Consider the following 21,634-nt stretch of genomic DNA (forward strand, 5'->3'; position numbering starts at 1 on the left):
GCGGCACTCAGCCGCCCGAGGTGTCCAGCTCGGCCTCGGCACCCACACCCGCGCAGTCGTACGGGTCCTTGAGCCAGCCGTCCGGCAGCGCCACCCGGTTGTTGCCGGAGGTGCGGCCTCGGGGGCCGTCCGCGCCGTCCGGCCAGGGCTGGTCCAGGTCGAGCTCCTGGAGCTGTCCGCCCAGCTCCTCCAGCGACGAGGTGACCGCGAGCCTCCTGCGCATGTCCGAGCCGACCGCGAAGCCCTTGAGATACCAGGCCACGTGCTTGCGGAAGTCGATCACGCCCCGGCTCTCGTCGCCGATCCACTCCCCCAGCAGCGTCGCGTGGCGCAGCATGACGTCCGCGACCTGGCGCAGGGCGGGCGCCTGCCGCGTCCCCGTGCCCTCGAAGGCGCTGACCAGGTCACCGAAGAGCCAGGGGCGCCCCAGGCAGCCACGGCCGACCACGACGCCGTCGCAGCCCGTCTCACGCATCATCCGCAGGGCGTCGTCGGCGCTCCAGATGTCGCCGTTGCCGAGGACGGGGATCTCGGGGACGTGCTCCTTGAGGCGCGCGATGGCGTCCCAGTCGGCCGTGCCGCCGTAGTGCTGGGCTGTGGTCCTGCCGTGCAGGGCGACCGCCGTGATGCCTTCCTCGACGGCGATGCGGCCCGCGTCGAGATAGGTGGTGTGGTCGTCGTCGATGCCCTTGCGCATCTTGATGGTGACCGGGAGGTCGCCCGCCTGTGCCACGGCCTCGCGGAGGATCGCGCGCAGCAGCGGCCGCTTGTACGGGAGCGCGGAGCCGCCGCCCTTGCGGGTGACCTTGGGGACGGGGCAGCCGAAGTTCAGGTCGATGTGGTCGGCGAGGTCCTCGTCGACGATCATGCGGACCGCCTTGCCGACGGTGACCGGGTCCACCCCGTACAGCTGGATGGAGCGGGGGGTCTCGCTCGCGTCGAAGTGGATGAGCTGCATGGTCTTCTCGTTGCGCTCGACCAGCGCCCGCGTCGTGATCATCTCGCTGACGAACAGCCCCTTGCCGCCCGAGAACTCTCGGCACAGGGTGCGGAAGGGCGCGTTGGTGATGCCGGCCATGGGGGCGAGCACGACCGGCGGCTGCACGGTGTGCGGGCCGATCCGGAGCAGCGGGAGGGCGGGGGCGAGCGTGGTCATGGCCCCATTGTCCCGTACGCGGACCGCGCGCGGACGACCGCCCGCTCAGGCCTCGGCGACGGATCCCGTGAGGGCCGCCGCGCGCGGCTCGGCGAGGGGCTCCGAGGAGGGCCCGGCCTGGGGTTCCGCGAGCACGGACTCCATCAGCCGCTCAAGCCCGAGCCGTGACTCCTCGTCCGAGGGGACGTAGGTCACCATGCGCGGTCCCGCCGAGGGGCCGAGCCACAGGTCGGTGTGGTCGAGCCTGATCAGTCCCACCCGGGCGTTACGGAAGATCTTGGTGCGGTTGGAGGGCCCGACGACCTCGTGCCGGGCCCAGATCTCGCCGAATTCGGGCGAGGCTGCCTCCAGCCGCCGCAGCAGGGCCTTCCAGGCGGGCTCCGCCAGGTGCTCCGCCATGGAGGCGCGGAATTTCGCGGCCATCACCCGGTGCATGGCGGGCAGATCGACGACGGAGGCGCGCCAGTCCTCGTTGGTGTAGGCGAGCAGCATGCAGTTGCGGTCCTCGGGGGCGACTGCGTCCAGATCGCACAGCAGCCGGCCGTAGGTGCGGTTGTACGCGAGGATGTCGTACCGGCTGTTCTGGATGCAGGCCGGGAAGGGCTCCAGGCGCCTGAGCATCTCGTGGAAGGCCGGGGTGATGCCCGTGCAGTCCGAGCCCGGCGCCGGGTCGACGGCCCCGGCGAGGGAGAAGAGGTGGCTGCGTTCGCTGCGGTCGAGCAGCAGGGCGCGGGCCAGGGAGTCGAGGACCTGCGGGGAGACCTGGATGTCGCGGGCCTGTTCCAGCCACGTGTACCAGGTGACGCCGACGGCCGAGAGCTGGGCGACCTCCTCGCGGCGCAGTCCGGGGGTGCGCCTGCGGCGGCCGCGCGGCAGACCGACCTGCTCGGGAGTGATCCGCTCCCGGCGGCTGCGGAGGAATCCGGCGAGCTCGTGCCGCCGGATGTCGGTCTCGGGTGCCTCGGTCGCCACGGTCGTCATGCTCCCAGCGTGCCCAATGCCCCGGCATATTGCCAGGTGCTCCGTGTACCAGGATAAGGAGACTCTGGTACCAGGCTGAGAGCCGGTCCATGGTCGATGGTGTGAGTGAATCCTCTGTACTGACGAACGCATCCGCCACCCGCACGCCGGGGGCGCGGTACGACCATCCCGCGCCGGTGCTCGGCGGGCTCGGGCTGTTCACCGTGCTGCTCGGCGCCGCGCTCCCGCTCATCGACTTCTTCATCGTCAACGTCGCCCTGCCCACCATCGACCACGACCTGGCCGCGGGCCCCGCCCTGCTGGAGCTGGTCGTCGCGGGCTACGGCCTCTCCTACGCCGTGCTGCTCGTCCTCGGCGGACGGCTGGGCGACATGGCCGGACGGCGCAGGCTCTTCCTCGTCGGGATGGCCGCCTTCGGTCTCACCTCCCTCGCCTGCGGACTGGCTCCGGACGCCTGGACCCTCGTGGGGGCCCGGGTGGCGCAGGGCGCCGCCGCCGCCCTGATGCTGCCGCAGGTCCTCGCCACCATCCAGTCGGCCACGGCCGGACACCACAGGGCGCGGGCCATGAGCCTGTACGGGGCCACGGCGGGGCTCTCCATGGTCGCCGGCCAGATCCTCGGCGGCGTCCTGGTCTCCGCGGCCCCGCTGTCCTCGGTCTTCGGTGAGAGCGCCGGCTGGCGCTCGGTGTTCCTGGTGAACGTCCCGGTGGTGGTGGTCGGGCTGATCCTGGCCGCCCGCTCCATGCCCGAGACCCGCTCGGAGCGGCCCGCCCCCGTCGACGTACCGGGCACGCTGCTGCTGGCGGTCTCCCTGGTGACCCTGCTGGCCCCGCTGACGGAAGGGCGGGCGGCGGGCTGGCCGCTCTGGACCTGGGTGTCCCTGGGCCTGTTCCCGTTCGCCGCGGCGGCGTTCTACCGGGTGGAGCGCCGGGCCGACGCCCGGGGGCGGACGCCGCTCGTGCCACCGAGCCTGCTGCGGCTGGAGTCGCTGCGGCGCGGTCTGGTCCTGGTGGTGCCGTTCTCGATCGGCTTCGGCGGGTTCATGTTCGTGATCGCGGTCGCCCTCCAGCAGGGCCTGGAGATGGGTCCGGCCGAGGCGGGGCTGTCCCTGGCGCCGATGGCCGCCGCCTTCTTCGCGGCCTCGCTGGCCGGCCCCCGGCTCGTACGGCGCTTCGGCAGCCGGGTCGTGACGGCCGGCGGGCTGATCCAGGGGGTGGGCGTGACGGTGCTGGCGCTGACCGTGTGGACCTCCTGGCCCGGTCTCGGACTGCTGGGCCTGCTGCCCGGCATGGCGGTCTCGGGTCTGGGGCAGGGGCTGCAGCTCCCCGTCCTGATCCGGATCGTGCTGTCCGACGTGCCGGCCGAGCGGGCGGGGGTGGGCGGCGGCGTGATGACCACGACCCAGCAGGCCGCCCTGGCGCTCGGGGTCGCCACGCTCGGCACGCTGTTCCTCTCGCTGGCATCCGGCTCGGGGATGCGGGACGCCCTGGCCGTGACGCTGCTGGTGCAGCTGGCGGCCGTCGTCCTGACAACCCTGCTGAGCCTGCGGCTGCCCCGCACGGTGAGGTGAGGCCGGACGGACACGGGCCCGGATCACCGAGGTGATCCGGGCCCGCGGTCGTACGGGTGGTGCGAGGAGGTCAGCTGCCGGCCGGGGCGTCCTGCTCCGGGGCGGCCTCGGCTGCGGCGGCGCGCTCACGCATCTTGCGCACCAGCTCCTGCTTCTTGTCCTCGGCGGCCTTGCGGTCGTTGTTGCGCGCGGGGCCCGCGCCCTGCTGTTCGGCGCGGGACAGCTTCTTGCGCTGTCCGCCCACGCCGAGGAGGTTGTTGCGGCTCTTGGCCACGGCGTTCTCCCGTTCTTGAGTTGAGGAAGTGAGGATGACGTGTCGTGTATCGATCCGATGGGCGACGGGCGGTCGGGCCCGTCGCGCGCTCACTCGTAGATCTGGAAGAACGAAGACATGCCGAAAAGGTACCCCGGCCGGAGGGCTCCCTCATCCGGTTTTTTCCGGCCACGCCCCGGGGCCGGCTCAGGCGGTGGGGTCGACCGTGGCCTGATGGGCCTCGGTCAGGTGCTCCTCGGCCTTGAGCCAGGGCAGGAACTGCACCCCCTTGCGCCACCCGCAGGTGTCGCAGGTCAGCTGCCGCTGCATCCCCGACTTCCTTACGTGGACGACGTGTTCACGGCCGTGCTGGTCCCATCTGGTGACCTTGCTCGTGGTCATGGACGGCATGTGGGGCCTCCCTGTGGACGAGTGCGCCCAGTCTGCACGAAGCCCCCGGTTCCGTACGCCGGAACCGGGGGCTTCGTCATGGGGCCGAGGGCGTTCAGCAGCCCAGGAGGCGGGAGCCGAGGTAGCTCTGGATCTGGTCCAGGGAGACGCGCTCCTGCTTCATCGTGTCGCGCTCGCGCACGGTGACCGCGTTGTCGTCGAGGGTGTCGAAGTCGACGGTGACGCAGAACGGCGTGCCGATCTCGTCCTGGCGGCGGTAGCGGCGGCCGATGGCGCCCGCGTCGTCGAACTCGATGTTCCAGTTCTGCCGCAGGTCGGCGGCGAGGCCCTTGGCCTTCGGCGACAGCTGCGGGTTGCGGGACAGCGGGAGGACGGCGACCTTGACCGGCGCGAGGCGCGGGTCGAGACGCATCACGGCGCGCTTCTCCATGACGCCCTTGGCGTTGGGGGCCTCGTCCTCGTTGTACGCGTCGAGGAGGAACGCCAGCAGCGAGCGGCCCACACCGGCCGCGGGCTCGATGACGTACGGCGTGTAGCGCTCGCCCTTCTCCTGGTCGAAGTAGGAGAGGTCCGTGCCGGACGCCTTGGAGTGCGCCGTCAGGTCGTAGTCGGTGCGGTTGGCGACGCCCTCGAGCTCGCCCCACTCGCTGCCGCCGAAGCGGAAGCGGTACTCGATGTCAGCGGTGCGCTTGGAGTAGTGCGAGAGCTTCTCCGCGGGGTGCTCGAACCACCGCATGTTCTCCTCGCGCAGGCCGAGACCGGTGTACCAGTTCCAGCGCTGCTCCATCCAGTACTCCTGCCACTGCTCGTCCTCGCCCGGCTTGACGAAGAACTCCATCTCCATCTGCTCGAACTCGCGCGTGCGGAAGATGAAGTTGCCCGGAGTGATCTCGTTCCGGAAGGACTTGCCCATCTGCGCGATGCCGAACGGCGGCTTCTTGCGCGAGGTCTGCTGCACCTGGCCGAAGTTGGTGAAGATGCCCTGGGCGGTCTCGGGGCGCAGGTAGGCGACCGAACCGGAGTCCTGGGTCGGGCCGAGGTGCGTGGAGAGCAGGCCGGAGAACTGCTTGGGCTCGGTGAAGGTGCCCTTGTTGCCACAGTTGGGGCAGTTGAGGTCGGCCAGGCCGTTCACGGGCGGCTTGCCGTGCTTCTCCTCGTACGCCTCCTCCAGGTGGTCCGCGCGGTAGCGCTTGTGGCAGGAGGTGCACTCGGTGAGCGGGTCGGAGAACGTGGCCACGTGGCCGGACGCGACCCAGACCTCGGGGGCCAGGATGACCGACGAGTCGAGACCGACCACGTCCTCGCGCGAGGTGACCATGTAGCGCCACCACTGACGCTTGAGGTTCTCCTTCAGCTCGACGCCCAGGGGCCCGTAGTCCCAGGCGGCCTTCTGGCCACCGTAGATCTCACTGCAGGGGTAGACGAAGCCACGGCGCTTGCTCAGGCTGACGATGGTGTCGATCTTGTCGGCGGCCACGGTGCTCTCTTCATTACGACGGCGGAACTGGACAGGTGGGCGGCGCGAACGCCTCGGTGAGGAATGACGTACAGACAGGGGCGCGGAGCGCCTCGGTGGGGGTGGGGGTCGGGTGACGGGCTCGTACAGACAGGGCGCGGAGCGCCTCGGTGGGGGGTGGTGGTCGGGTGACGGGCGGGCGAATACCCCAGATTACCGGCGGGCGCACCCCCCATATCAAATCGGTGGGGCGCATCGCGGTCACCGGGTCCGGATCCGGGCATCTCATCAGCCTTGTTGACAATCGTTTCCACTTTTGTTGAAAATGACTGTCATGAACGTACGTCGCCTCATACCCACAGCCGCCGTCGCCGGAGCAGTCACCCTCGGCCTCACCGCGCTCTCCGCCTGCTCCTCCTCCGACGCGGCCGAGGGCGGGAACGGCGGCAAGCTGGACGTCGTGGCGTCCTTCTACCCGATGCAGTTCCTCGCCGAGGAGATAGGCGGATCGCACGTCTCCGTCACCTCGCTGACGAAGCCGGGCGTCGAGCCGCACGACATGGAGCTCTCCCCCAAGCAGATCGGCGGCCTCGGTGACGCCGACTACATCCTGTACCTCAAGAACGTCCAGCCCGCCGTGGACGACGCCGTCACGCAGGCCGGCGTGAAGAACACCGTGGACGCGGCCGGCCTCACCACGCTCGAGAGCCACGGCTCCGAGGTCGACGGACACGACCACGGCGCCGAGGAGCACGCCGAGGAGCACGAGGGCGAGGAGGAGGCGGGCCTCGACCCGCACATCTGGCTCGACCCGGTGAAGTACGCCGAGGTCGCCGAAGGCGTCGGGAAGTCGCTCGAGAAGGCCGACCCGGACAACGCCGCCGACTACCGCAAGAACACCGAGACCCTGGTCGCCGAGCTGAACAAGCTGGACAAGGCGTACGAGACCGGGCTGAAGAACACCGCGACGAAGACGTTCATCACCACGCACTCCGCCTTCGGGTACCTCGCCGAGCGCTACGGCCTCACCCAGGAGGGCATCGCCGGCATCGACCCCGAGGCCGAGCCCAGCCCCGCCCGGATCGACGAGATCCACCACGTCGCCGAGGAGAGCAAGGCCACCACCGTATTCTTCGAGACGCTCGCCAGCGACAAGACCGCCAAGACCCTGGCGAAGGACCTCGGCCTGAAGACCGGCGTCCTCGACCCGCTGGAGGGAATCACCGACAGGTCCGCGGGCGCTGACTACATCGAGGTCATGGAGTCCAACCTGGCCGCGCTGCAGAAGGCCCTCGGCGCGAAGTGACCCGAGCAGTACCCCGAACCAGCCGCAGGACCGGAGGCGACCATGCCTGAGCCCAGTACGCCAGAACCCGTGATCAGCATGCGCGGAGCCACGGCGACGCTCGGCGCCCGCCCGGTGCTGCGCGGTGTCGACCTCACCGTCCACCGCGGCGAGGTCGTCGCCCTGCTCGGGGCCAACGGCTCCGGCAAGTCCACGGCCGTACGCTCCGTCATCGGCCAGGTGCCGCTCACCGGCGGGACCGTCGAGCTGTTCGGCACGCCGCTGCGCCGTTTCCGCCGGTGGGGACGCGTCGGATACGTACCGCAGCGCACCACGGCGGCGGGCGGCGTCCCCGCCACGATCCGCGAGGTCGTCGCCTCGGGGCGGCTGTCGCGTACGAGGTTCGGACGGCTCGGCAAGACCGACCGGGCGGCCGTGGACCGGGCCATCGGGCTCGTCGGGCTCACCGACCGCGCCAGGGACTCCGTGAACGCCCTCTCCGGCGGCCAGCACCAGCGGGTCCTGATCGCCCGCGCGCTCGCCGCCGAACCCGAGGTGCTGATCATGGACGAGCCGATGGCCGGCGTCGACCTGGCCAGCCAGGAGATCCTCGCCACGACGCTGCGCGAGCAGGTCGCAGGCGGGGCGACCGTGCTGCTCGTCCTGCACGAGCTCGGCGCCCTGGAGCCGCTGATCGACCGGGCGATCGTCCTGCGCGACGGCTGTGTCACGCACGACGGGCCGCCCCCCGAGGCCGTCGGCCAGCACGCGCTGCCCGGCCATGACCACGTACACCCCCACGCGGCCTCCGAGCCCGTCCGGACGGGACTGCTGACCTGATCATGCTGGAATTCCTGAACCCCCCCTTCATGCAGCGGGCACTGCTCGCCGCCGTCCTGGTCGGGATCACCGCCCCCGCCATCGGCATCTACCTGGTCCAGCGCCGCCAGGCCCTGATGGGCGACGGCATCGGGCACGTCGCGATGACCGGCGTCGGCCTCGGCTTCCTGCTCTCCACCAACCCCGTCTGGATGGCGACGCTGGTCGCCGTGGCGGGTTCGGTCGTGATGGAGCTGATCCGCTGGTACGGACGCACGCGCGGCGACATCGCCCTGGCCATGCTGTTCTACGGCGGCATGGCGGGCGGAGTGATGCTGATCAACCTCTCGGACACCGGCTCCAACGCCAACCTGACCTCGTTCCTCTTCGGCTCCCTGTCCACGGTCTCCGAGGAGGACATCACCGCGATCGTCGTGCTGGCCGCCTTCGTGGTGCTGGTCACCGTCGGGCTGCGGCGGCAGCTCTTCGCGGTCAGCCAGGACGAGGAGTTCGCCCGGGTCACCGGGCTGCCCGTGCGCGCGCTCAACCTGCTGGTCGCCGTGACCGCAGCCGTCACCGTCACCGTCGCCATGCGGGTCGTCGGCCTGCTGCTGGTCAGCGCGCTGATGGTGGTGCCGGTCGCCGCCGCCCAGCAGATCTCCAGGTCCTTCAGGGTGACGTTCGTCCTCGCCGTCGTCATCGGTACGGCCGTCACCCTGGCCGGCACCGTGACCTCGTACTACCAGGACGTGCCGCCCGGCGCGACGATCGTGCTGCTGGCCATCGCCGCGTTCGTCCTGCTGACGGCGCTCGCCACGCCGCTGGCCCGCAGGCGCGCCAAGGGCCGCGAGAGCGAGGAGGACCGGTGCACCCTTGAGGTACCGGCGGCCCGCCCGGCCTCGGACGACGTTCGGGTGTGACCGTGCCGCCGGGGCGGGCTGGCACAATGGCCCGACATACGTACGGGCGACATGAGGAGGCAGCTGTGGCGACGGCGCCGATCAGTGGCACGAACGCGGCTCCGGTGCGCGGCCGGTCCACCCGGCAGCGGGCGGCGGTCGCGGCGGCGCTCGACGAGGTCGACGAGTTCCGCAGTGCCCAGGACCTGCACGATGTGCTCAAGCACCGGGGTGACTCGGTCGGGCTGACCACGGTCTACCGCACGCTCCAGTCCCTCGCCGACGCCGGCGAGGTCGACGTGCTGCGCACGACCGACGGTGAGGCGGTCTACCGGCGGTGCTCGACCGGTGACCATCATCACCATCTGGTCTGCCGCGTCTGCGGCAAGGCCGTCGAGGTGGAGGGTCCCGCCGTGGAGCAGTGGGCCGAGACCATCGCCGCGCAGCACGGCTATGTGAACGTGGCCCACACGGTGGAGATCTTCGGGACCTGCTCGGACTGCGCGGGCGCCAAGGGCTGAGCCACGGCACAGGACGACCGGCCCCGGAGGGGGCCCCGGCGACGGGGCCCCCTCCACGTCGTGTCAGGCCTTGGTGATCTCCTCGGCCCCGCCGAAGCGCCGGTCGCGCCGGGCGAACTCCAGACAGGCGTTCCACAGGTCACGCCGGTCGAAGTCCGGCCACAGCACGTCCTGGAAGACCATCTCGGCGTACGCGCTCTGCCAGATCAGGTAGTTGGACGTGCGCTGCTCGCCGCTGGGACGCACGAAGAGGTCCACATCCGGCATGTCCGGGTAGTAGATGTACTTCGCGAACGTCTTCTCGTTGACCTTCGCGGGGTCGAGCTTCCCCGCCGCGACGTCCTCGGCGATGCGCTGCGCGGCGTCGGCGATCTCGGCCCGGCCGCCGTAGTTGACGCAGAAGTACAGCGTCATCCTGTCGTTGTCCTTCGTCTGCTCCTGGGCGACCTGGAGCTCCTGGACGACGGACTTCCACAGCTTGGGCATGCGGCCGACCCAGCGGATCCGGATGCCGAGCTCGTCCATCTCGTCGCGCCGGCGCCGGATGACGTCGCGGTTGAAGTTCATCAGGAACTTCACCTCGTCCGGCGAACGCTTCCAGTTCTCCGTGGAGAAGGCGTACAGCGAAAGGTTCTTGACGCCCATCTCGATGCAGCCCTTGAGGACGTCCATGACGACGCCCTCACCTACCTTGTGGCCCTCGGTGCGCGGAAGACCCCGCTCCTTGGCCCAGCGGCCGTTCCCGTCCATCACGACGGCGACGTGCTTGGGCACCAGCTCGCCGGGGATCTTCGGCGGGGTGGCGCCGGAGGGGTGCGGCTCGGGGGTCTTGTACTCACGCCGGTTACGGCCACCGAGCATCCCGCGTACTGCCATGGGCTTCTCTCGTCTCCCTGTGTCACTTTTCCACGTACCGCAGCGAGCGCAGGCCGCGCTCCAGATGCCAGTGCAGATAGGCGGACACGAGCCCGCTCCCCTCCCTGACATGGCGCGCCTCGGACGCGTCCGCCGTCTCCCAGTCGCCGCTGAGCAACGCGCTCAGCAGCTCGACGGCCTCCGCCGAGGGTACGACGCTGCCGGGCACCCGGCAGTCGCCGCATATGACGCCGCCCGCCGCGACGGAGAAGAACCGGTTCGGGCCGGGCATTCCGCACTTGGCGCAGTCGACGAAGCTGGGGGCGTAGCCGTTGACGGCCAGGGAGCGCAGCAGGAACGCGTCCAGGATGAGGTTCGGCGCGTGTTCGGCGCGGGCGAGGGTGCGCAGCCCGCCGACGAGCAGCAGATACTGCTGGACCGCGGGCTCACCCTCGTGGTCGGTGAACCGCTCCGCGGTCTCCAGCATGGCGGTGCCCGCGGTGTAGCGGGCGTAGTCGGAGACGATCCCGCCGCCGTACGGAGCGATCGTCTCGCTCTGGGTGCAGAGGGGCAGGCCCCGGCCGATCAGCTCGCTGCCGCGCGCGAAGAACTGCACGTCCACGTGGGAGAAGGGTTCGAGCCGCGCCCCGAATTTGGACTTGGTGCGGCGCACCCCGCGTGCCACGGCACGCACCCGCCCGTGGCCGCGGGTCAGGATCGTGATGATCCGGTCGGCCTCGCCCAGCTTCTGCGTACGCAGCACGACGCCGTCGTCCCGGAACAAGCTCATGCACCCATTGTCGCCCATCCGAGCACCGGCAGGCCGCCGAGAGCGTACGGGGCCCGGGGGGAGGCGTACGAGGGCCTACGAAGGCGTACGCGCCGCCTCCAGCAGCTTCGCCGTGTCCGCCGGGCAGAGCTGGAGCGCGCCGCCCACCGTGGTCAGCACCTCGCGCTCCGCCTGGCTGTACGGCCCGTCGGCGAGCGCGATCCTGGCGCCGCGCAGCAGGAGCGCCTCGCGGCCGGGCACGGCCAGGTGCGGCGCGAGCGGCTTCAGGACCTCGTGGAGCTCTATGGCGAGGGCGGCGCCGCAGGCCTCGGCCGCGGGGTCGGTGCCGTCGCCGGGCCCGGTGTCGGCGGCGAGCACCTCGACGATGGTGAAGAGCTGTTCCTGGGAGCAGTCGTCGAGTCCCGCGTCGCGGACGGTGGCCGCGGCGGTCTCCAGGACCGTACGGGAGGTGGTGCCGCCCGCGGCGAGCACGGCGAGCGTGACGGTGTGCACGGCCTCCCGCAGCATGGCCGAGAAACGGGTGGTGGTGGGGTGGTCTAGGGCGTCGGGCGCGAAGTGCGTCCCGCAGGCGGCGCATTCGACGACGGGCCCGGCGCTTCCCCGGGCGAGCAGCGGCAGCCCGAGGACGGTGAGGCGGTGGCGTCCCGTGAGGCGCCGGTAGTTGCGGTCTCCCCCGCAGCACGGGCAGAAGAACTCCCCGTCGCCGACGGTGTCCCAGACGGTACGGATGCCGTAGAGGCGCGGTCCTACGGCGCGTTGTCCTTTGGCTGTCCGCACGTCGCACACCTCCGTAACCCCACGGCAACATTGCCGCGCTGGACGTGATGTTAGCCACATGCGTGATGTGGCGTCAGTATCCCGGAGGTCAAAACCCCGGGATATGGCCGAACCCCGTCCACCCTCGGCGGGTGAACGGGGCTCTCGGGCCGGGCAGTTCAGCGGCGTATCGGATGTATGCCCGGAATGCCGCGTGACGGGATCAGCGGGTAGCGCGGTTGACCGCGGAGACGACCGCCTTGAGCGAGGCGCGCGTGGTGTTGGCGTCGATACCGATGCCCCACAGCACCTTGCCGTCGATCGCGCACTCGATGTAGGAGGCGGCCTGCGCGCTCGCGCCCTCGCTCATCGTGTGCTCGGTGTAGTCCAGCAGACGGGCGTCGATGCCGATGGCCTGCAGCGCTTCGAAGAACGCGGAGATCGGGCCGTTGCCCGTGCCGGTCAGCACCGTGTCCGAGCCGTCGACGGTGGCCTCGACGGTGATCGTGTCCTGGCCGTCGGAACCGGTCGTCGTCTGACCCGAGCGGATCTGCACGCGTCCCCAGGCGTTCTCGGGGCTCGGCAGGTACTCGTCCCGGAAGGTCGACCAGATCTGGGTCGGGGTGACCTCGCCGCCCTCGGCGTCGGTCTTGGCCTGAATGATCCGGGAGAACTCGATCTGCATCCGGCGCGGCAGGTCCAGCTTGTGGTCGTTCTTCAGGACGTAGGCGATTCCGCCCTTGCCGGACTGCGAGTTGACCCGGATGACCGCCTCGTAGGAGCGGCCGACGTCCTTCGGGTCGATCGGCAGGTAGGGCACCGCCCACTCGATGTCGTCGACGGTCTTCCCCTGCGCCGCCGCGTCCCGCTCCATCGCGTCGAAGCCCTTCTTGATGGCGTCCTGGTGGGAGCCGGAGAAGGCGGTGTAGACCAGGTCGCCCGCGTAGGGGTGGCGCGGGTGGACCTCCATCTGGTTGCAGTACTCGCTGGTGCGGCGGATCTCGTCGATCTGCGAGAAGTCGATCTGCGGGTCGACGCCCTGCGAGAAGAGGTTCATGCCCAGGGTCACCAGGTCGACGTTGCCGGTGCGCTCGCCCTGGCCGAACAGGCAGCCCTCGATGCGGTCGGCACCCGCCATGATCGCCAGCTCGGCGGCGGCGACGGCGGTGCCCCGGTCGTTGTGCGGGTGGACGGACAGGCAGACGTACTCGCGGCGGGTCAGGTTGCGGGACATCCACTCGAAGCGGTCCGCGTGGGTGGAGGGCGTCGAACGCTCCACGGTGGCGGGCAGGTTGAGGATGATCTCGCGCCCCTCCTCCGGCTGCCAGACGTCACAGACGGCCTCGCAGACCTCCAGGGCGAAGTCCAGCTCGGTGTCGGTGAAGATCTCCGGGCTGTACTGGTAGCCGAAGATCGTCTCGTCGCCCAGGATCTTGTCCGCGTACTCCATGACCAGGCGGGTGCCGTCCACGGCGATCTGCTTGACCTCTTCCTTCGAGCCGCGGAAGACCACACGGCGGAAGGTGGGGGCGGTGGCGTTGTACAGGTGGACGGTGGCGCGCCGCGCACCGACCAGCGACTCGACGGTGCGCTCGATCAGTTCCTCGCGGGCCTGCGTCAGGACGGAGATGGTCACGTCCTCGGGGATCGCGCCTTCTTCGATGATGGAGCGTACGAACGCGAAGTCGGTCTCGCCGGAGGACGGGAAGCCGACCTCGATCTCCTTGTAGCCCATGCGTACGAGCAGGTCGAACATCTCGCGCTTACGGGCCGGCGACATCGGGTCGATCAGAGCCTGGTTGCCGTCACGCAGGTCGGTGGACAGCCACCGGGGCGCCACGGTGATGCGGTTGTCCGGCCAGGTGCGGTCGGAGATGTCCACGGCCTCGTAACCGCGGTACTTGTGGACCGGCATCCCGGAAGGCTTCTGCAGCTGCTTCGCGTTGGTCACCGGGGTGGGGCCACCGACGGGGGCGGGGACGGCATCGGTGTGCGCGGGGGGATTCACTGCGGTCATGGCGTACGGCTCCTCTGAGGTCCAGCAGGGGCGGCCGACTGTGTCGCTGCAACAGCGAACTCCGCGGGGAGGGAGCCGGCCTACGACTACAGGCCCTCGCCGCGGCAGCTAAGAAGGAGCAGCCCGAAACGCATGATGCGGCAACACTAACCGAGGGGCGCCTGGTGCGTCGGTCCGTATCAGTATGCGGGATCGCCTCTTCATGGAGGCGGAACAGTGATACATCACTCTATTTCGTCAATCACGATCGCAACCAGTGACAGCGCGGTGACGGAGTGCCACAGTCATTTGCATGCAGCCTCGACCGAACAACGGGTTCCAGCCCGTCTTCTGCACCATCGTGCCGCCCCACCTCCTCGACAAGCTGTCCCAGGCAGACGATCCGCTCCTGGCCGATCCCGCACGGCGCACCCTGGACGCCGACGCGGCCCGACGCCATCACCGGCGGGTGACCGCCCTGGCCTGGACCCCCCAGGCCGTCCTCACCTCCGACCCGGTCCCCGCCAAGCCCCACCGCACCCTTTACGACTGCAGGCACGGCACGGACCTGCCAGGTGTCAAGGTCCGTGACGAGGGCGAGGAGGCGACCCAGGACGCCAGCGTCAACCGTGCGTACGCGGGACTCGGCGCCACCTTCGATCTGCTGCTCACGGAGTACGGCCGCAGCTCGATCGACGGCAAGGGGCTGCCGCTCATCGGCTCCGTGCACTACGACGAGAAGTACAACAACGCGTTCTTCGACGGCGAGCAGATGGTCTTCGGGGACGGCGACGGCGAGATCTTCCTCGACTTCACCGTCGCGATCGACGTGATCGCCCACGAGCTGGCGCACGGCCTCACCCAGTACACGGCCAACCTCGCGTACCAGGCACAGTCGGGCGCGCTCAACGAGTCCGTCTCGGACGTCTTCGGCTCGCTGGTCAAGCAGTACTCACTGGGCCAGAGCGCGGACCAGGGCGACTGGCTGATCGGCGCGGGACTGCTCGCCCCCCGGGTCAGCGGCGTCGCGCTGCGCTCGATGAAGGCTCCGGGCACGGCGTACGACGACGATGTGCTCGGGAAGGACCCGCAGCCCGGGTCGATGGACGACTACGTCGAGACGGACGAGGACAACGGCGGGGTCCACATCAACTCCGGCATCCCCAACCGGGCGTTCTACCTGCTGGCCACGGCGCTCGGCGGTAACGCCTGGGAGCGGGCGGGGCGGATCTGGTTCGACGTGCTGACAGGCGGTGAGCTGACCCAGGACGCGTCCTTCACGGACTTCGCCAAGCTGACCGTCGCGGCGGCGCAGCACAGGTTCGGGGAGGGCGACGAGGCCGAGGCGGTGCTCAAGGCCTGGTCGGAGGTGGGCGTGCCCACCCGCTGACCGGGTAGATACACGCGGAGCCGTCCGAGCGGGGTCGAGGTGTCAGGCAGGAGCCGGTACGCATGCGCATCAAGGTGAGCCGGACCGGCGGGTTCGCCGGCATCGCACGCCACGGCGAGATCGAGACCTCCGGGCGGCCCGACGCGGGCGACTGGGAGGCCCTGGCCGAGTCGGCGCTCGCCGCCGGCCGGGGCGGCCCGCCCGCCGGTGTGCCGGACGGCTTCCGCTACCGGATCACGGTGGGCGACCGGACGGTCGACTGTGCGGACCCTCAGCTGACCGAGGCGCAGCGGACGCTGATCTCCCGGGTCCTCAAGGAAGGCGCGTAGGCCGGCGCCGACGGGGCCGGGCCCCGCAGGGCCCGGCGGACCGGGGTCGGAAACCCGGGCATCAGGATTCCGGCTTCCGCAGCGGCTTCGCACGGCTGCGCCGGCCTCCGGCCGGCGGCCCGTGGACCCCGCTCAGAAGCCCAGCTTCCGCAGCTGCTTCGGGTCGCGCTGCCAGTCCTTGGCGACCTTCACGTGCAGGTCCAGGAAGACCGGTGTGCCCAGCAGCGCCTCGATGTGCTTGCGCGACTTGGTGCCGACGTCCTTGAGCCGCTTGCCCTTCGGGCCGATGATGATGCCCTTCTGGCTGGGCCGCTCGATGTAGACGTTCGCGTGGATGTCCAGCAGCGGCCTGTCCGCCGGGCGGTCCTCGCGGGGCAGCATCTCCTCGACGACGACGGCGATGGAATGGGGAAGCTCGTCCCGTACGCCCTCCAGCGCGGCCTCGCGGATGAGCTCCGCGACCATGACCATCTCGGGCTCGTCGGTGAGGTCGCCCTCCGGGTAGAGCGGGGGGCTCTCGGGAAGCAGCGGGGCGATCAGGTCGGCCAGCAGGCTCACCTGCTGGTCCTTGACCGCCGAGACCGGGATGATCTCGGCCCACTCGAAGCCGAGCTCGTCGGCCAGCGCGGAGACGGCGAGGAGCTGCTCGGCGAGCGCCTTGGACTCCACCAGGTCGGTCTTGGTGATGATCGCGATCTTCGGGGTCTTCTTGATCCCGGCGAGCTCCTTGACGATGAACTTGTCGCCGGGGCCGAGCTTCTGGTCGGCGGGCAGGCAGAAGCCGATGACGTCGACCTCGGCCCAGGTCGTCCGCACGACGTCGTTCAGCCGCTCCCCGAGCAGCGTGCGCGGCTTGTGGAGTCCGGGCGTGTCGACCAGGATCAGCTGGGCGTCGTCGCGGTGCACGATGCCGCGCACCGTGTGCCGGGTGGTCTGGGGGCGGTTGGAGGTGATCGCCACCTTCTGACCGACCAGAGCGTTCGTGAGGGTGGACTTGCCCGCGTTGGGGCGGCCCACGAAGCAGGCGAAGCCGGCCCGGTGGGGGGCGGTGTTCTCAGCCTGCTGCGCAGCAGCTTCTGTGTTCGGTCGAGCGCTCATGGCGCCCATTCTCCCCGATCCCGGCGGCGGCGTTGCACAGCAGGGCGCCGCCGGCCCGGATCAGCCCGCGGCGGTCGTGGACCGGAGCGTGCCGTCGGGCCCCGCGAGCAGCACCGGAGTGCCGGGCCCTCCCAGGTCACGGACGGCGGCCCGGTCGGCGTCCGAGGAGGTCGCGGCCTCGGAGACGACGGCCGCCGCCTCCAGGGACGTGGCGCCTCCGGCCACCGCCATCGCGACGGCGGTCTGCAGTGCGCTGAGCTTCAGCGAGTCCAGGGTCACGGTCCCGGCGGCGTACGTACGTCCCGTCTCGTCCCGTACGGCGGCGCCCTCCGGCACTCCGTTGCGGGCGCGGACGCTGCGCGCCAGAGTGACGATCTTGCGGTCCTCGGCGCCGAGGTCTGTGCTGTCGGTCATGTGCTGAGCATACGAAGGGGGCGTGCGCCTATCCGTCGACGGGGTCCGTTCATCCCGGGACCGGGTACATCGAGCCGCGCCGGCCCTCGGGCGAGTCGAGCCACTGGAGCTTGGCCTCCGTGCCGGTGTCCGGGAGCGGCGTGTGAAGCACGATCACCAGGTCCGGGCGCGCCGGCACCCGCAGCTGGGTGGATTCGACGTACAGCGTGCCGACGAGCGGATGCTGGAGTTCCTTGCGGACCTGGCCGCCCGGGGTGACGTCGCGCCGGTCCCAGAGCGCCGCGAATTCGGGGCTGAGCTCCCTCACCTCGGCGACCACGGCCCGGAATCCCTCGTCCCCCGGGTGCTCGGAGCACGCGGCCCGGAACTGGGCGACGACCTGATGGGCGATGGTCTCCCAGTGTTTCGACCTGGCCCGGTAGACGGGGTCCGTGAAGAACGCGATCATGCAGTTCTGCACGATCCCGGGGCGCATGCCGAGCACCGCCGACGCCGCGTCGTTGTAGGCCACGGTGTTCCAGTAGCGGTCCATGATGTGGGCCGGGAAGGGCATCCAGGCGTCGATGAGCCGGTTCAGCCCCCCGCACATGTCCTGGTGGGCCGGATCGACCTCCAGGGCCGGCGGATTGAGTCCGGCCAGGGCGTAGAGATGGCGGCGCTCCGCGCTGCTGAGGCGCAGGACCCGGGCCACGGCGTCCAGGACCTGCGGTGACACGGTGATGTCGCGGCCCTGCTCCAGCCACTGGTACCAGGAGACGCCCACGCCCGCGAGGACGGCGACCTCCTCGCGGCGCAGGCCCGGCGTGCGGCGGCGCGCCCCGCCGTCCGGCAGGCCGGCCTCGGCCGGGGTGACCCGGGCCCTGCGGCTCATCAGGAACTCACGCAGCTCGCCGAGCCGGTGGGACTTGTCGTCGGTGCCGGTCCGTACCGTGGTGGTCCGGACCGCACCGTTCTGCGCCGGTGAGCTGTTCTGGGCCGGTGAAGCCACGTACTCCCCCTGGTGTCCGTGCCGTGCCTCTGCCTGGTGGTGCGGGCAACAGGATAAGTGCCCGCTCCCCACGGATATTCCGGCGCATCCAGGGTGTGGGACATGCCGATCGAAACCCCGACTCCCGCTCCTGTTTCCGCCGCCGCCACTCCCCCGGCCCCCGCGCCGCCCGCGCTCTCCGGGCGGGACCGGCTGGTGCTCTTCGTGCTGTGCGCCGCCCAGTTCATGGTGGCGCTCGACTTCTCCGTACTGAATGTGGCTCTGCCCGTCCTCGGCGAGGACCTGGTACTGAGCCGGTCCGGGCTCCAGTGGGCCGTCACCGCGTTCGCCCTGCCGTCCGGCGGTTTCCTGCTGCTCTTCGGCCGGATCGCCGATCTCTACGGCCGGCGCAGACTGTTCCTCACGGGGCTCGCCGTCTTCGGGGCGTCCTCGCTGCTGGCGACGCTGGCCTGGGACCCGGCGTCCTTCCTGGCCGGGCGGGCGCTCCAGGGGCTCGGAGCCGCCGCCATCGTGCCGACCGGGATGTCGCTGCTGACCACGACGTTCCCCGAAGGCCCGCTGCGTGACCGGGCGCTGGGCATCAGCGGGACGCTGCTCTCGCTGGGCTTCACCGTCGGGATGGTGGCGGGCGGCGTGCTCACGGACACGCTGGGCTGGCGCTCCACGATGGGGCTGCTGACCGGCGCCGCGGTCATCGTGTTCGTGCTGGCCCCGAAGGTGCTGGGCGAGTCGCGTACGCCGGACCGGCCCGAGCTCGACGTGCCGGGTGCCGTCACCGTCACCGGCGGTCTGCTCGCCCTGATCTACTCGCTCTCGACGGCTGCCGAGCGCGGTTTCGGCGGCGTGGACGTGCTGGTCACCCTGGTGCTGGGAGTGGTCCTGCTGACCGCGTTCGTGGTCGTCGAGTCCCGCTCGGCGGCCCCGCTGGTCTCTCTGCCGATGCTGCGGCGCCGTACGGTCGCTTTCGGCAACCTGGGCGGTCTGGCCACGTTCTCGATGATGAGCACGATCGTGTTCGTCCTGACCCTGTACCTCCAGGACCTGCTGGAACTGTCCGCCCTCGGGACGGGGCTCGTCTTCGGGGTCCAGGGGCTGGCCTCGGTCGCCGCCGGGGTCTACGCCCCGGGGATCGTCGGCCGGATCGGCGCGCGCCGGACACTGGTCCTCTCCCTGATCGGTCAGGGCGTGTTCACCGGGTCGCTGCTGGGCCTGGGCGAGGACTCCGGTGTCTGGCTGGCCACCGTGGCGGTGTCCGCGGCCAGCGCCTTCCACCTGGGCGCCATCATCGCCTACGGACTGACGGTGACCTCCGGCGTGCCGAACGAGGAACAGGGCCTGGCGACCGGCCTGGTCACCACGACCCAGCAGGTGGGGATCACGGTCGGGATCCCGCTGTTGGGGGTTCTGTCGACCACGCAAAGCTCACTGTTCGAGGGCGTACGGCTGGTGGTGGCCGTCGCGGCGGTCGTCCTGGTCGTGTCAGGGCTGGCGGTGGGCGCCGGTCTGCGGCGGGCCCGCTGAGTCCCCGCCCCTACGGCCGGTCCAGGCGCAGCCGTTCCGCCTTGGGGAGTCCGGCCACCACCAGGTCGTAACTGTCCTCCACGAGCTCCCGGACCATCCTGTCCGGGAGCTCGGAGACCGTCACGGTGTTCCAGTGCCGCTTGTTCAGGTGCCAGCCGGGGACGATCGCTGCGTGCTCCTTGCGGAGCCGCAGCGCCTCGTCGGGGTCGCACTTGAGGCTGACCTGCAGAGGCCGTCCGTCCAGCGCGCTCAGGGCGAACATCTTGCCCAGGACCTTGAAGACCGAGGTCTCCGGCCCGAAGGGGAACTCCTCCGCGCTCGCGTTGAACTCCAGGCAGAACGTGCGCAGCTCCTGGGGAGTCATGGCGTTTGTGTTCCCTCCGGTTCCACCAGCACCGTGACGATCTTGTTCCTGCGGCCCGCCGGGGACTCCGCGGTGAGGCGGAGCTTGCGCCCGTCGGGAAGGTCGACGATCGAGGAGGCTCCGGAGATCGGGACCCGTCCGAGCGCCTTCGCCAGCAGTCCGCCGACGGTCTCCACGTCCTCGTCGTCGTACGCGTCGAGGCCGAACAGCTCCCCGAGGTCGCCGATGTCGAGCCGGGCGGTCACCCGGAAGCAGCCGTTCTCCAGCTCCTGGACCGGCGGGAGTTCGCGGTCGTACTCGTCGGTGATCTCGCCGACGATCTCCTCGAGGATGTCCTCGATGGTGACGATGCCGGCCGTGCCGCCGTACTCGTCGATGACGACGGCGACGTGGCTGCGTTCCTGCTGCATCTCGCGCAGCAGGTCACCGGCGTTCTTCGTGTCGGGGACGAACGCGGCGGGGCGCATCGCCGTGGAGACCAGGTCCGCCTCCGCGTCCCGGTTGATGTGCGTCTTGCGGACCAGGTCCTTGAGGTAGACGATCCCGACGATGTCGTCCTCGTTCTCCCCGGTGACCGGGATCCGCGAGAAGCCGGAACGCAGCGCGAGGGTCAGTGCCTGACGGACCGTCTTGTACCGCTCGATGCAGACCAGGTCCGTGCGGGGCACCATGACCTCGCGCACGAGGGTGTCGCCGAGCTCGAAGACGGAGTGCACCATGCGGCGCTCCTCGTCCTCGATGAGCGACTCCTGCTCGGCGAGGTCGACCATGGCGCGCAGTTCGGCCTCACTGGCGAAGGGACCCTTGCGGAAGCCCTTGCCCGGGGTCAGCGCGTTGCCCAGGAGGATCAGCAGCTGCGGGACCGGGCCCATGATCCTGGCCAGCGGCAGCAGGGCGTACGCCGCGGCCGTGGCCGTGTTCAGCGGGTGCTGGCGGCCGATGGTGCGCGGCGAGACCCCGATGGCGACATAGCTGACGAGGACCATGACGCCCATGGCGACGGCGAGCGCCTCCCAGGTCTCCGGAAACTCCTTGAGGCAGGCGTACGTGACGAGCACTCCGGCCGACATCTCGCACGCGACCCGCACGAGCAGGGCCACGTTGAGATAGCGGGTGGGGTCGGCTGCGACCTGCTCCAGCTTGGCACTGCCCCGGCGTCCTGCCCGGACGGCCTCCGCCGCACGGAAGCTCGACGTGCGCGCGATGCCGGCCTCGGCGCAGGCCGCGAGCCAGCCGACGACGACCAGCAGGACGGCGCCGGAGATGAGGGGCACGCTCACGAGACGGTGGGGGCGGGGGACGGGCCGGTCAGGCCGCGCTCGCCGCGCCAGCCGTCGACGATCGCCGCCTGGAGGCCGAACATCTCGGCCTTCTCGTCCGGCTCCTCGTGGTCGTAACCGAGGAGGTGCAGCACCCCGTGGACGGTGAGGAGCTGGAGCTCCTCGTCCATAGAGTGCTGCGTCTCGGCGTCCTCGCCCTGCTTCTTCGCGACCTCGGGGCAGAGCACGATGTCACCGAGGAGCCCCTGCGGGGGCTCCGCGTCGTCCTTGGCCGGTGGACGGAGCTCGTCCATCGGGAAGGACATGACGTCCGTCGGGCCGGGGAGGTCCATCCACTGGATGTGGAGTTGCTCCATGGCGGCGGTGTCCACCACGATCACCGAGAGTTCGGACAGCGGGTGGATCCGCATCCGGGCGAGGGCGTAGCGGGCGATGTCGAGGATCGCCTGCTCGTCGACCTCGGTTCCGGACTCGTTGTTGACGTCGATCGACATGGTGCGC

The 21,634-nt window shown here is 70.5% G+C and carries 23 protein-coding genes; 8 read left to right on the top strand and 15 right to left on the bottom strand.

The window, feature by feature from the left end; all coding sequences use genetic code 11:
- Positions 1–7 precede the first annotated feature (7 nt).
- Together dusB and AB0P41_RS02125 are read right to left on the bottom strand one after the other, a co-directional pair.
- Complete coding sequence (gene dusB, locus AB0P41_RS02120) at positions 8–1,156, bottom strand: tRNA dihydrouridine synthase DusB (RefSeq protein WP_356707653.1); 1,149 nt, start codon at positions 1,154–1,156, stop codon at positions 8–10.
- 45 nt (positions 1,157–1,201) lie between these two features.
- Positions 1,202–2,137 (bottom strand): helix-turn-helix transcriptional regulator, encoded by a 936-nt coding sequence (locus tag AB0P41_RS02125; RefSeq protein ID WP_365929516.1) that lies wholly within the window; start codon positions 2,135–2,137, stop codon positions 1,202–1,204.
- A 101-nt stretch (positions 2,138–2,238) separates the two neighbouring features.
- On the opposite strand from AB0P41_RS02125, the gene AB0P41_RS02130 reads away from it, so the two are divergent.
- A complete protein-coding gene (locus AB0P41_RS02130) occupies positions 2,239–3,708 on the top strand; it encodes an MFS transporter (protein WP_356707655.1) in 1,470 nt (489 codons plus the stop codon).
- A gap of 70 nt (positions 3,709–3,778) precedes the next feature.
- Here AB0P41_RS02130 and AB0P41_RS02135 read toward each other — a convergent pair whose 3' ends face one another.
- From AB0P41_RS02135 to AB0P41_RS02145, 3 genes are all read right to left on the bottom strand, one after another.
- The gene (locus AB0P41_RS02135) at positions 3,779–3,982 is read right to left on the bottom strand and encodes a DUF6243 family protein (RefSeq protein WP_356707656.1); all 204 of its coding nucleotides are present in this window, start codon (positions 3,980–3,982) and stop codon (positions 3,779–3,781) included.
- Positions 3,983–4,168: 186 nt separating this feature from the next.
- A complete protein-coding gene (locus AB0P41_RS02140; RefSeq protein WP_104785524.1) occupies positions 4,169–4,372 on the bottom strand; it encodes a hypothetical protein in 204 nt (67 codons plus the stop codon).
- A 94-nt stretch (positions 4,373–4,466) separates the two neighbouring features.
- The gene (locus AB0P41_RS02145) at positions 4,467–5,849 is read right to left on the bottom strand and encodes a glycine--tRNA ligase (protein ID WP_356707657.1); all 1,383 of its coding nucleotides are present in this window, start codon (positions 5,847–5,849) and stop codon (positions 4,467–4,469) included.
- A gap of 313 nt (positions 5,850–6,162) precedes the next feature.
- Between AB0P41_RS02145 and AB0P41_RS02150 the strand changes: the two genes are divergently transcribed.
- The 4 genes from AB0P41_RS02150 to AB0P41_RS02165 all read left to right on the top strand — a co-directional run bounded on the left by AB0P41_RS02150 (position 6,163) and on the right by AB0P41_RS02165 (position 9,352).
- On the top strand, positions 6,163–7,134 hold the full coding sequence (locus tag AB0P41_RS02150; protein WP_365929519.1) for a metal ABC transporter substrate-binding protein: 972 nt from the start codon (positions 6,163–6,165) through the stop codon (positions 7,132–7,134).
- 42 nt (positions 7,135–7,176) lie between these two features.
- Entirely contained in the window at positions 7,177–7,953 is a 777-nt protein-coding gene (locus tag AB0P41_RS02155; RefSeq protein ID WP_356707659.1) for a metal ABC transporter ATP-binding protein, read from the top strand.
- Positions 7,953–8,852, top strand: a complete 900-nt coding sequence (locus AB0P41_RS02160) for a metal ABC transporter permease (RefSeq protein WP_356707693.1) — start codon at positions 7,953–7,955, stop codon at positions 8,850–8,852. The genes AB0P41_RS02155 and AB0P41_RS02160 overlap by 1 nt, the downstream gene beginning before the upstream one ends.
- A gap of 65 nt (positions 8,853–8,917) precedes the next feature.
- The gene (locus tag AB0P41_RS02165; RefSeq protein WP_356707660.1) at positions 8,918–9,352 is read left to right on the top strand and encodes a transcriptional repressor; all 435 of its coding nucleotides are present in this window, start codon (positions 8,918–8,920) and stop codon (positions 9,350–9,352) included.
- Between the two features lie 63 nt (positions 9,353–9,415).
- Here the strand turns inward: AB0P41_RS02165 and AB0P41_RS02170 are convergent, their stop codons facing one another.
- From AB0P41_RS02170 to leuA, 4 genes are all read right to left on the bottom strand, one after another.
- Positions 9,416–10,228 (bottom strand): isoprenyl transferase, encoded by an 813-nt coding sequence (locus AB0P41_RS02170; RefSeq protein ID WP_356707661.1) that lies wholly within the window; start codon positions 10,226–10,228, stop codon positions 9,416–9,418.
- A 22-nt stretch (positions 10,229–10,250) separates the two neighbouring features.
- The gene (gene recO, locus AB0P41_RS02175) at positions 10,251–10,997 is read right to left on the bottom strand and encodes a DNA repair protein RecO (RefSeq protein ID WP_104785535.1); all 747 of its coding nucleotides are present in this window, start codon (positions 10,995–10,997) and stop codon (positions 10,251–10,253) included.
- A 75-nt stretch (positions 10,998–11,072) separates the two neighbouring features.
- Positions 11,073–11,774 (bottom strand): TerB family tellurite resistance protein, encoded by a 702-nt coding sequence (locus AB0P41_RS02180; RefSeq protein WP_356707663.1) that lies wholly within the window; start codon positions 11,772–11,774, stop codon positions 11,073–11,075.
- Between the two features lie 202 nt (positions 11,775–11,976).
- Positions 11,977–13,770, bottom strand: coding sequence for a 2-isopropylmalate synthase (gene leuA, locus AB0P41_RS02185; RefSeq protein WP_356707664.1), 1,794 nt, complete (start codon positions 13,768–13,770; stop codon positions 11,977–11,979).
- A 292-nt stretch (positions 13,771–14,062) separates the two neighbouring features.
- On the opposite strand from leuA, the gene AB0P41_RS02190 reads away from it, so the two are divergent.
- Together AB0P41_RS02190 and AB0P41_RS02195 are read left to right on the top strand one after the other, a co-directional pair.
- Complete coding sequence (locus AB0P41_RS02190) at positions 14,063–15,139, top strand: M4 family metallopeptidase (RefSeq protein WP_365929522.1); 1,077 nt, start codon at positions 14,063–14,065, stop codon at positions 15,137–15,139.
- A gap of 62 nt (positions 15,140–15,201) precedes the next feature.
- Positions 15,202–15,468, top strand: coding sequence for a protealysin inhibitor emfourin (locus AB0P41_RS02195; RefSeq protein ID WP_356707666.1), 267 nt, complete (start codon positions 15,202–15,204; stop codon positions 15,466–15,468).
- Between the two features lie 132 nt (positions 15,469–15,600).
- Here the strand turns inward: AB0P41_RS02195 and era are convergent, their stop codons facing one another.
- From era to AB0P41_RS02210, 3 genes are read right to left on the bottom strand one after another with little or no spacing between them, the layout of a single operon-like run.
- A complete protein-coding gene (gene era, locus AB0P41_RS02200) occupies positions 15,601–16,575 on the bottom strand; it encodes a GTPase Era (RefSeq protein ID WP_356707667.1) in 975 nt (324 codons plus the stop codon).
- Between the two features lie 51 nt (positions 16,576–16,626).
- Positions 16,627–16,980: a cytidine deaminase gene (locus AB0P41_RS02205; protein ID WP_356707668.1), complete on the bottom strand. Its 354-nt coding sequence runs from the start codon at positions 16,978–16,980 to the stop codon at positions 16,627–16,629.
- A gap of 49 nt (positions 16,981–17,029) precedes the next feature.
- A complete protein-coding gene (locus AB0P41_RS02210) occupies positions 17,030–17,866 on the bottom strand; it encodes a helix-turn-helix transcriptional regulator (RefSeq protein WP_356707694.1) in 837 nt (278 codons plus the stop codon).
- A 204-nt stretch (positions 17,867–18,070) separates the two neighbouring features.
- Between AB0P41_RS02210 and AB0P41_RS02215 the strand changes: the two genes are divergently transcribed.
- Positions 18,071–19,489, top strand: coding sequence for an MFS transporter (locus AB0P41_RS02215; RefSeq protein ID WP_365929525.1), 1,419 nt, complete (start codon positions 18,071–18,073; stop codon positions 19,487–19,489).
- 10 nt (positions 19,490–19,499) lie between these two features.
- On the opposite strand, the gene AB0P41_RS02220 is transcribed toward AB0P41_RS02215, so the two are convergent.
- Genes AB0P41_RS02220 through ybeY form a run of 3 tightly spaced genes read right to left on the bottom strand, consistent with a single transcriptional unit; the run spans position 19,500 to position 21,627 of the window.
- Positions 19,500–19,853: an MmcQ/YjbR family DNA-binding protein gene (locus AB0P41_RS02220; protein WP_356707670.1), complete on the bottom strand. Its 354-nt coding sequence runs from the start codon at positions 19,851–19,853 to the stop codon at positions 19,500–19,502.
- Positions 19,850–21,133: a hemolysin family protein gene (locus AB0P41_RS02225; protein ID WP_356707671.1), complete on the bottom strand. Its 1,284-nt coding sequence runs from the start codon at positions 21,131–21,133 to the stop codon at positions 19,850–19,852. Before AB0P41_RS02225 ends, AB0P41_RS02220 begins: the two co-directional genes overlap by 4 nt.
- Positions 21,130–21,627 (bottom strand): rRNA maturation RNase YbeY, encoded by a 498-nt coding sequence (gene ybeY, locus AB0P41_RS02230; protein ID WP_356707672.1) that lies wholly within the window; start codon positions 21,625–21,627, stop codon positions 21,130–21,132. Before ybeY ends, AB0P41_RS02225 begins: the two co-directional genes overlap by 4 nt.
- Positions 21,628–21,634: the final 7 nt, after the last annotated feature.

It is taken from the genome of Streptomyces sp. NPDC079167, from assembly GCF_040686735.1.
In the GTDB taxonomy this organism is placed as follows: domain Bacteria; phylum Actinomycetota; class Actinomycetes; order Streptomycetales; family Streptomycetaceae; genus Streptomyces.